We start from the raw sequence: 9,538 nt of genomic DNA, 5'->3' as shown, positions 1-9,538 counted from the left end.
CACAAAAATCGCATGATTATGATCATTTCGGCTCTCCATATACCGTTTAAGCCATATGTCACAACGTGTATTAAAATAAACTTCTCTTTCCTTATCACCTTTTCCTCTAACAATTGCCGATTGATTGGACCAATTTATATGGTTCTTTTCTAGCGAAACTATTTCTCCAATTCGACAATCGGTAGAAAACATGTTCCATAGCGGAATGACAGGATTCACGAAGGTGTTCGATCTCCCGTTCGGTTAAATACTTGGGTATCTGTTTGCCTACTGTGGGTTCTTTTATTATGGAAGTTGGATTCTTACTCAGGTATCCTTCTACATGAGACCACGAAAAAATGATTTCAAAAAGCGGATACGATGTGCAAGACTGGTTGGTTTTAAATGCTTACCGTATATGGCAAGATACTCCTTTAGTTGATTTGAATCCAGAAATTCTATCTCTTCATCCTTAAAATAACCAATTAGTAGCAAAGACTGTAACTGGTAGGCCTTCAACGTTTGTGGTGAAAAGTACTCTATTCGTTTATCCGCTTCAAACGAAGCCCATGCTTTTGACAGTAGCAATTTCATTCCCCCCCTTAAATAGTAATACTAAAAGGATTATTGCCAACTTAATAGAATTATAGACATAAGAGGGGGGTGTTTAACTTATGCTCAAGATTCGAACAGATTGTGAAAAGGTTGCGGTAAAAACAAACAAAGGAGTTGGAGAAGTTTGAAGCAATTTATATTACTAATATTAATTGTTTGCGGTATTCTGACAGGATGCGGAGGAAATAAAGTAACTATTTCAGAAATTAATTTAGAAAAGACAAATGACATTGTGAAAAATTTTATAATGGATGTAGAAAATGATGAAAAAGGTACAGGATCTGGCATTTATATGTACAACGATTCCAAAAAACGCTATTTGTATCTTAATCAAAATTTCTTGGATGATGGAAAAGAATTTGGAGATATAGATATCAAAACAGATAAAAATTCGATCAACATTTACCTGAACGACATTTCTAATTCTGAGGGGGAAGTAGGCACATATAAGTTGTATAAAATAAATGTCAAAGGGGACTATGAGTACCTGAAAGTTTTTAAGAATGGTGAAGAAACCCATTTTGAAGGGATAGGGACTTAGTGGATGATGCCACAAAGGGCACGATTTAATAGGTTCTCTTTGTACTTTTTCGACTAAACCAGCCAATAGTTTGTTTCATTTTGATAGTGAGTTGAAAGTTTCATTTTAAAGTATGCCATAGTTCAGTGTTTGTGAGTCTTCTACTTCAACTAAAGCCGCAGTTTAGTTTAACAAGTGTTATTAAAAATAACAACTTAATATCTGGGATATCAGCAGCCATCCACAATATAAAACCGCTAGAGAGGTGATACACTCTCTAGCGGTTTCCCAATTCTAAGTTAATACTATTATAGCATATTATTTCCTGAATTATCAGTCTGTTATATATTTATCATGCTTGATAAGATGAGTGATACAAAGGGGGAAAACCATATGAAACTGGGATTAAAAAATAATGAAGTAAGAATTGTTCCATTTGATGTAGAATGGAAAATTGAATTTTCAAATGTGAAGAGAGAAATACAATCAGTTTTAGAAATTGATGAAAATCATATAGAACATATCGGAAGTACAGCAATCGAGGGAATAAGTGCAAAGCCAATTATTGATATTCTACTTGGTGTTGATGATATTCATAAAATCGATAAGGAGATGGAAAGAAAACTTCGTGTAATCGGTTTTTATCGACTACGTGTAGTAAGACCAAATGAAGTAGTATTTGCAAAATTTGAAGATGAAACTTTTGATGTCAAAACACATTATATTCATGCAGTAGCTTTTAAAGAGGAATTGTGGGAAAACCTTATCTTTTTCAGAGATTATTTAAATGAGCATAACAACGAAAAAATGGAGTATGCCAATATTAAAGAAGATTACCTACGACAAAATAACCCAACAGATATTAATGAATATACGGATTTTAAAGAGGAATTTGTTAAAAAAATTTTTGCTAAAAGACATTTATAAAATTAAAAAAGAGTAACAAAAAATAGTTTGTGAAGTATTGTACTTAAACTAACGGGTGCTTTAGTAAAACAAGACCATCAAAAATGATGGTCTTGTTTTATGTACAATGTGAAATGTTACACTTAAACTAACGGGGCTGGATAGTTGAATAAGTCAGTTTGTATTTATTATATTATGCTAATTACCCTGACCATTCATATAATTATTCATCACCTGTTACATTAGCAATACAACGCTCCACATACTCCAGTACTACTTCCGAAATCGGGTATAGGCCCGTTTCCTCAGAGGGCAGTTTTCTGACTTCCCAGAACTTCTCCATCAACTTCGTATCTCCTTGAAAAGTAACATTTGATATTTCTATTAACTCGCAAGCAATTTGATGACCTTCGTCTGATTCAGGTTTAATATCGTGTTTTATACACCACTCAATTCGTCGTAGCAAAGAAATATACTGATGTGTTGTCCAATCATTGTTGCCGAGATTTGGAATTGACTCTTGCAAGAATACCTTTTCATCAACTTCAAAATAGTCAATCCATTTTTTAGAACTATTTTGTGAAATTTGAATAAGTTGAGAGACACGTTCCCAAGACAAAGATTCTTCCAAGTCAATCATATTAATTAAAGATTTTGTATTAGAAATGCTTGTTTGAAGTTTGGAAAGTCTATCTTGTAGATAATTATGATGCGAAATTAGAATTTGTTTATAGGATAGTCTATCTAATAAATCGCGAATATTTTCGAGTGGAAGTGAAAGTGATTTTAGAATGATGATTTTTTCTAATTTAAACAAATCCTCTTCTGAATAATATCGTCGTCCATTATCATCCTTAAAACTTGGAGTGAGGAGATTAATCTGATCGTAATAACGAAGTGTGCGAACGGAGACATTTCGCTGTTTTGATACCTGTCCTGTAGTCCATCGTTTCATTTCATTCCCTCCTAAAAATAAAGCTTGCAGGTTACGTAACGTCATCTAATATAGTTGGATTATACCATATAAAGGAAGAGTGATGGCGGATGAAAACAAATGAAATGAACTGGAAGGAAGAAGACCGTTGGGGTTTGAAAGAATTTATATTTTTAATGTTACTTGAATTTGTATTTGTAATGGGGTGTATAAAATTCGTTGTTCACCCAATTTATTCTCACTGGTTCGATAATGCTCTATATGCTGGAACATTAATTGGGTTGACAATAGCAATTACTCTAATTTTAGGTGTTTATTTTATTGCTCTCCGTCCGAAAAAACTTTCTTGGAGTGAAGTAGGGATAAATAAGTTCGCTGTGAAGGATTGGAAAATCATTGTTATATTTTCTGTTATCTTAATGGTTGGTGCCGTGATAATTGTAGTGCTTACTAGTTTTATAGGGAATTCGTGGGAGAACAGCAAAACAGAGGCAATACAGCAAAACATAACTTTCGTTACGGTTCTAATTGCCTTTATATCTGCGGCAGTTATCTCACCAATATACGAAGAAATTTTTTATCGCGGTTTTTTATATCGCTGGTTACGTACACGCATAGGATTTATTGGAGCAATTTTACTTAGCTCAACAATCTTTACAATTATTCATATTCCAACATATAATGTAATGCCAGTAAATTTCTTTAGTGGTATCATTTTTGCTTTAGCGTATGAACGAACTAATTCGATCTGGCCATCAGCTATTATTCACGGTTTAACTAATGGAATTATGGTTTTGTTGACAAGTTTGGGATAGAGATATTGTTATGAGTAGCAGGAACATACAATGCGAACTACCAGATACTAGAGATGAAAAGATTAATTATGTAAAATCAACAAAGTTTGTGAAGGAATATACATAAACTAACGGGTGCTTTACTTCAAGAAGGAGTAAAGCTTTTTTCTTATAGAACTAAAGCGGTAGTTTAGTTGAAGAAGAATATGGGAGTTTTTATGTCGCATTTGACACAAAATGCGTAACAGAAAGGGTGATATTAATGCTTTGGAATTATATAGTATTGAAAAAAAAATAAGTGAAGAAGAAGTTATCTTTGATATTTGCGAGGTTTATTACAATGATAATAACCTAATGGATGGGTATGGGGCGAGAACATTTTAAAACAAGAGTCATTAGAAGATTTAGAAGATGCTTTAATTGGAATACAGGAGGCTATGAAACAACCTATACTCGAAATCATTGGTGACGATGAAGGATTGAGAGAGATTTAATGCGTCACATTACGTAAAAAAAGACCCTTAATAATAGAAATTAGGGATCTTTATGAAAGAATTTAATATTTATTCTTTTTGCATTTTCTATTATCTGCGAATATAGCGATAAAGGTACCGGACAGAACCGTCATCCATAAAATGAGATCCATTTTTTTCATCTCCATTCGTTTTTATTAGTATACGTCTAATAAGAATAAAGGATTCAGCGTTATGACAACTACAATTGCAGTGTAAATCGCAGATGAACAGTTTGTAAATAATGTGTAATAAATGAGAGGTGCTTATTCAACTAACGGGTGCTTTACTTCAAGAAGAAGCTGGCTTAAATATGTAATAAAGGAGGCGATAATAATGATAGAGAAAGATAAAGGCGAAATTAACGAAATAGTTTACAATAACACTGTTTACTACAATGGAAAATATAGATATTATCCGACTATTACTGGTTTGATGGGCGTATTAGATGAAATTATTAGTTCCAACTCAACTACCGACTACATTAGAATTACACCGTTTTATATCAATGAAAAATTGAATAGTCAAATCGAGTTCGAAGAATATATGTTCTTTATAGAGTGTAGAGATTGGTTAGACGAGAAGATTCAGGAGAAGCACATTATCGAATGTCTTAATGTTCCAGATACCCCAAGGCAACTTAATGATTTGAGAATAGGGACAGTTCTATTTCCTTTATGTCAAAATGACGATGTAACTTCTTATAAAAAGGCACTTGAGAAGTACAAGGAAATTTTAGGAGAACTTATACTTAAAATGATGGAAATTGCAAAATCAGAAATAGGATTAAAAGAAGAAGACTTACCTTTTGGATATTTCTGCTTTGAAGTTCATAGTGGGTAATACATTTGTTGTTCAACTAACGGGTGCTTAGTTTAACAAGTGGCTGCCTTTAGGGGTAACTTATTCTTATTGAACTAGCAGTGCAGGCTAGTTGAACAACAAATGCTTTATTCTATTGAATAAATAAAGGGTTTTTTATTGATAAAAATCGAAAACATTCATAGTTAATTTGGATGGAGTATCATTACTTGGAATTAAAAAGACAGAAAAAGCAGGCGGAATATCATTGAATTTACATTTACCTTCGTCTTTTGTTTTTCAAGATGACTATAAATCAATTGATTTGATGAATAAAAAATGGATGGATGATGATGAAAAATGGTCATAAACAATAAGAATGTCTATATCAAGTTTAGTAAGTTTTTTTCAGAGAGGTGGAAATTATAATGAAAAATAATTTAAGGGATATTGAGCTAGACATAATTAATACAGACCTTCCTTTAGTTGATACTTTGTATTTAACTAGTGCATACACACTGGTTCACTCAATTAATTTTCACTCTTCAAATAAGGAGGATGTAGTGAAAATACAATTTATTTCCGTCACTTCATTATATCAAGGTAATCTGTGTTTCTTTGTAGATGGGGATAATGTTGGGGAGGTATTTATTTCAAAAGGAATAACTCAATTACCCATTAAGTTAGAAATAAAACAACAGTTATCATCGTACTTTCAGCCTCATTTTGAAGAAGATCATAATAAGTTGCGAACTGGAGTTCAAATTAAAACAGTAGAAACATTATATTGATTATGAATATCCAACAATTAGGTGAAAAAATTAAACTATTACTACCACTCGTAATTCAACTAACGGGGCAGTTTAGTTGAATAAGCAGAAATGGAATTCATTAGTTTAAAATGGATAATTCACTTAATATTGGAACATCCATTAATGTCAAACGTAAAGTAAAGGGACTGTTTCAGTTGAATGAGATACATATAAAAACGTAATTATTAAGGGGGAATTTCAATGGGCATTTATATGGTAATAGTACCAATGATTAGTATGATGTTAGGTTTGTATTTAGTATGCCTGGGACTTTGGGAATTAAGGGTTGGTTTAGATAGAAAAAGATTTATAACCTTCTCGTTTACCGGGCTATTTTTGATCTTTATACTACCAGATATGTTTGGGTTTCAATTGATGATTAATAACTTTCACTAAAAATTTTTCCGCTTATTGAACTAACGGGGCAGTTTAGTTGAATAAGGACAATCTAGATAGAGTGGAAAAACAAATAAGTATAAAAAATTTGATTCACTTTTTGATTAGACTACCGTATGGCATTTCACTCTTCACCTATATAAGATTGTGGTATGTCATCACCAATTATTTTTTTTACAAAATCTATATAAGGCTGCGAAACAATCCTTGGATTTATATTAGTTTTTCGAACTATAAAATCTTCCTGTCCAAAAACTGCTTGATTTGTCATATCCATGGCAAATTGTTGTGCGTATCTAATAGTTTTCTGGTCATCTCTCGTGTCATTCTCAACTAAATATATCAAGTTAACATTTCTGTCTAGTTCTAAATTTTTATATATGACTAAGTATCCTAAAACTTCTATCAATCTTTGATCAACATATATGCTAAAGTCATCAGAATCATTAACTCCTAAAATGAAGAAAAATTCTAAACTTTCATTATACAAAAGTCGAGTGAAAGAATAACTTTCAAAGCTTTTCATATTAACATCTCCTATATAACTCATTTAAAGATACTATAACTATATAAATAATGGTAACACAAGTTAATCGAAAAATATTGCGGGTTTATCAATTTAGTGATTGAGTTAAAGAAGAGATAAGGGGCATTTCTTGTTCAACTAACGCGTGCTTTAGCAAAATATGGTCATCATTTCGATGGTCTTTTTTTATGTCCCAAATAATATGTTGTTCTCAGATTTGCATTGTGAAATGTTACACTTAAACTAAAGGGGCAGGTTAGTTGAAATAGAAAGCACATTCAAAGAAAGAAGCACGAAGAAGCTTATGCTATAAAATTCTTCGTGCATTTAATTTTATGGAAAAGGAACAATCGTCCAGCCTAATCCAAAGATTGTTACAAAAAACAGTCCAATAAAGATACTTATACTCATTCCCCACAAACCCAAAGTTCTACTTTTTGGGTTGAATACTGAAATAATTCCAAAGACAGCAGAAATTAATACCCATGAAGAGAAAGTATTTGCTAACGGTACATCATATCCGGATAGCAGAGTGACATTGATAATCGCTAAGGATAGGAGACCCATAATGACACTTAGCCATCCTAATCCAGGAAATATAATTTTTTTTATTGAGCCCAATTCCATAATTTAACCTCTCCTAACTTCAAATAACGTACCATACCTATTTCTCTTAGTGATTGTATTTCACTTTTGGGGCCAGTAACGACAACTCCGTACGTTTTATACCCATTTTTCTCGATGTAATGTATACGCTCTTCCAGTTCGAGATTTTTATGGGAAGAGACTTCTACAGCTATATCTTCATACGGTTGGAGGTTCTTTAACATTTTCAAAAAAGTCTCCTCGTGGGATTCAGAGTCCCGAAAAGGGGACCAGTAAGTTTGATCAGGCTGAACGGGATAACCAATTGGAGAAATAACATCCCCGTCGGAACTAAGCATTTTATCTTCTGTTCCTGTATAGATTGCTGCCCAAGTCACATCAACATTTTTCATCTCATCTTCTACTTCTTGAACTAGATAAAGATCGTCTAATGAGATATAAGCCTCCACAACAGTTTCCTCCGGCAATCCGGATAACACACGCCACTCATTATCACTATTGAATTCAACGGATTGGTTTGGATGAGTAATCCATTGGTTTGTTTGTGTTGGGTACTGAGGATATATTTTCTCTAGCTTAGAAGTTGTTTTGTTATTTACTAAGTCATTGAGAACAAAATGTAAATCATAGTCTTTTGATGGGTAAAACTCATCTCCAATTTGTTTATATTGTTCAAATGACAAGTCCATCGAAAAAAGAGAGAAGTCCATTTCGAATTCCATTTCCTCGAGCGTTGTATTTGGCTCAGTAATATAGAGAGTAGTACTTGCGACGTCCATTAAAGTAGTAGATTTGGTTCCAAAAGCATAGTATCCAAAAGTCAGCATATAGCAGGTAGGAACAATTAGAAGGATGACTGTTAGAGTAGAAAGAATCAATTTCCATTTAGACGAATTGATTGCTCTTTTAATCTTTTTAGTGCCTTCGTTACTATGCGGAAGTTCTTCCTTCTTCGCGTTATTTATTAATTTTCATATGGATCCATTATGATTCCTCCTGTGATAACATTTCCCGTAACCTTTTTCTTCCACGTGATAAATGACTCTTTAAGGTATTTAACTTGATATTCAAGATATTTGCGGCTTGCTCATTTGACCAATCATGCACATCACATAATAGAATCGCCTGTTTTTCTATTGGTCTTATATAATCTAAATAACGTAATAGTTCATTGTAAGCATCATTTTCAACTACTATATTTTCTGGACTATTTAAATCAGAAATTGAAAATTCATTCGTCATTACATAACGTTTATCTTTTCTGAAATGATCAATGTATGTAAAATAACCTACCTTAAAGAGCCAAGGCTTTATTTCCTTGATATCATTGGTGAGCAATGCAATATGTGCCTTTGCGAAGGTTTCCTGCAGTAAGTCTTCTGCTTCGGCATGATTTTTTGAGAGAGAATATAAATAGCGATATAAGTCATTGAAATGAAGTGCATATATTTGTTCTAGATCCATCACTTCCCACCTTTCACTTTAACCACGGATTAGAGGCAGAAAAAGTTGCAATATAAATAAAATATATTATAAATGAATTCTTTAGAAGTAATATAGAGAATTTGTATTCCTTTTGTGAACCATTTTACTAAAGCGGCAGTTTAGTAAAAAAAGAGGGAATTCACATCCGTATCAAGAACAAATACTATAAATGAAAGGAGTGACTAGATGATTGAAAGAATAGACACTGTATGCTTAAAGGTAATTAATGTTGAAGAATCAAGTAAGTGGTATCAAAATATTATGGGGTTTAAAGAGACTTATAAAGGCGAGGGTTATCGAATTCTAAGCATTGGAAACAGCGGAGTGCCTTTAACTATTGAAGAAGGTGATGTAAAGCATACCAATAATGGTACATATCCTATATTTTTTACAAAAGATATTAGTGAAACATATAAAAAACTAAAAGAACAACATGTTAGTGTTAGTGAATTGCATAATGATGGTGTAAACAACTTTTTTGATTTTTATGATCCAGACAACAACAAACTACAAATTTGTTATTGGAAATAATTATGAGTTCCTTACTCAACTAACGGGTGCATTACTTGAAGATCATTGAGCTGGTAAAACAGCTCCTTTTCTTGTTCAACTAAAGGGGCAGTTTAGTTCAATAAGAAGTGGTAAAATAATA

The 9,538-nt window shown here is 32.6% G+C and carries 16 protein-coding genes; 9 read left to right on the top strand and 7 right to left on the bottom strand.

The annotated features are described in order from the left end of the window. A partial coding sequence (locus tag OR571_RS03455; RefSeq protein WP_282241443.1) for a tyrosine-type recombinase/integrase occupies positions 1–219 on the bottom strand: 219 nt, incomplete at its 3' end. Between the two features lie 99 nt (positions 220–318). After that, positions 319–567, bottom strand: coding sequence for a site-specific integrase (locus tag OR571_RS03450; protein WP_282241442.1), 249 nt, complete (start codon positions 565–567; stop codon positions 319–321). A gap of 151 nt (positions 568–718) precedes the next feature. On the opposite strand from OR571_RS03450, the gene OR571_RS03445 reads away from it, so the two are divergent. Further along, positions 719–1,135 carry a hypothetical protein gene (locus OR571_RS03445; RefSeq protein ID WP_282241441.1) on the top strand — a complete coding sequence of 139 codons (417 nt, stop codon included), beginning with the start codon at positions 719–721 and terminating at the stop codon, positions 1,133–1,135. Between the two features lie 372 nt (positions 1,136–1,507). Beyond that, a complete protein-coding gene (locus OR571_RS03440; RefSeq protein ID WP_282241440.1) occupies positions 1,508–2,041 on the top strand; it encodes a GrpB family protein in 534 nt (177 codons plus the stop codon). A 202-nt stretch (positions 2,042–2,243) separates the two neighbouring features. On the opposite strand, the gene OR571_RS03435 is transcribed toward OR571_RS03440, so the two are convergent. Then, entirely contained in the window at positions 2,244–2,975 is a 732-nt protein-coding gene (locus tag OR571_RS03435) for a MerR family transcriptional regulator (protein WP_282241439.1), read from the bottom strand. An 89-nt stretch (positions 2,976–3,064) separates the two neighbouring features. Here OR571_RS03435 and OR571_RS03430 point away from each other — a divergent pair, with 89 nt between their 5' ends. From OR571_RS03430 to OR571_RS03405, 6 genes are all read left to right on the top strand, one after another. Beyond that, a complete protein-coding gene (locus OR571_RS03430) occupies positions 3,065–3,769 on the top strand; it encodes a CPBP family intramembrane glutamic endopeptidase (protein WP_282241438.1) in 705 nt (234 codons plus the stop codon). 216 nt (positions 3,770–3,985) lie between these two features. After that, positions 3,986–4,132, top strand: a complete 147-nt coding sequence (locus OR571_RS03425) for a hypothetical protein (RefSeq protein ID WP_282241437.1) — start codon at positions 3,986–3,988, stop codon at positions 4,130–4,132. Positions 4,133–4,596: 464 nt separating this feature from the next. Next, positions 4,597–5,103, top strand: coding sequence for a hypothetical protein (locus OR571_RS03420; RefSeq protein WP_282241436.1), 507 nt, complete (start codon positions 4,597–4,599; stop codon positions 5,101–5,103). 169 nt (positions 5,104–5,272) lie between these two features. Then, on the top strand, positions 5,273–5,431 hold the full coding sequence (locus OR571_RS03415; RefSeq protein ID WP_282241435.1) for a hypothetical protein: 159 nt from the start codon (positions 5,273–5,275) through the stop codon (positions 5,429–5,431). Between the two features lie 58 nt (positions 5,432–5,489). Next, entirely contained in the window at positions 5,490–5,852 is a 363-nt protein-coding gene (locus OR571_RS03410) for a hypothetical protein (RefSeq protein WP_282241434.1), read from the top strand. 222 nt (positions 5,853–6,074) lie between these two features. Continuing rightward, complete coding sequence (locus OR571_RS03405) at positions 6,075–6,269, top strand: hypothetical protein (RefSeq protein ID WP_282241433.1); 195 nt, start codon at positions 6,075–6,077, stop codon at positions 6,267–6,269. A gap of 124 nt (positions 6,270–6,393) precedes the next feature. Here OR571_RS03405 and OR571_RS03400 read toward each other — a convergent pair whose 3' ends face one another. The 4 genes from OR571_RS03400 to OR571_RS03385 all read right to left on the bottom strand — a co-directional run bounded on the left by OR571_RS03400 (position 6,394) and on the right by OR571_RS03385 (position 8,865). Then, complete coding sequence (locus tag OR571_RS03400; protein ID WP_282241432.1) at positions 6,394–6,795, bottom strand: hypothetical protein; 402 nt, start codon at positions 6,793–6,795, stop codon at positions 6,394–6,396. Between the two features lie 333 nt (positions 6,796–7,128). After that, positions 7,129–7,422: a hypothetical protein gene (locus OR571_RS03395; RefSeq protein WP_282241431.1), complete on the bottom strand. Its 294-nt coding sequence runs from the start codon at positions 7,420–7,422 to the stop codon at positions 7,129–7,131. Next, positions 7,404–8,366, bottom strand: a complete 963-nt coding sequence (locus tag OR571_RS03390) for an anti-sigma factor (RefSeq protein WP_481900357.1) — start codon at positions 8,364–8,366, stop codon at positions 7,404–7,406. The genes OR571_RS03395 and OR571_RS03390 overlap by 19 nt, the downstream gene beginning before the upstream one ends. Positions 8,367–8,385: 19 nt before the next feature. Then, positions 8,386–8,865, bottom strand: a complete 480-nt coding sequence (locus OR571_RS03385) for a sigma-70 family RNA polymerase sigma factor (RefSeq protein WP_282241430.1) — start codon at positions 8,863–8,865, stop codon at positions 8,386–8,388. A 207-nt stretch (positions 8,866–9,072) separates the two neighbouring features. On the opposite strand from OR571_RS03385, the gene OR571_RS03380 reads away from it, so the two are divergent. Continuing rightward, positions 9,073–9,417, top strand: a complete 345-nt coding sequence (locus OR571_RS03380) for a VOC family protein (protein ID WP_282241429.1) — start codon at positions 9,073–9,075, stop codon at positions 9,415–9,417. Positions 9,418–9,538: the final 121 nt, after the last annotated feature.

It is taken from the genome of Psychrobacillus sp. NEAU-3TGS (assembly GCF_029955155.1).
Taxonomy (GTDB): domain Bacteria; phylum Bacillota; class Bacilli; order Bacillales_A; family Planococcaceae; genus Psychrobacillus.
The sequence above is the reverse complement of the archived record's forward strand: the minus strand, read 5'-3'. Positions and strand labels throughout refer to the sequence as shown.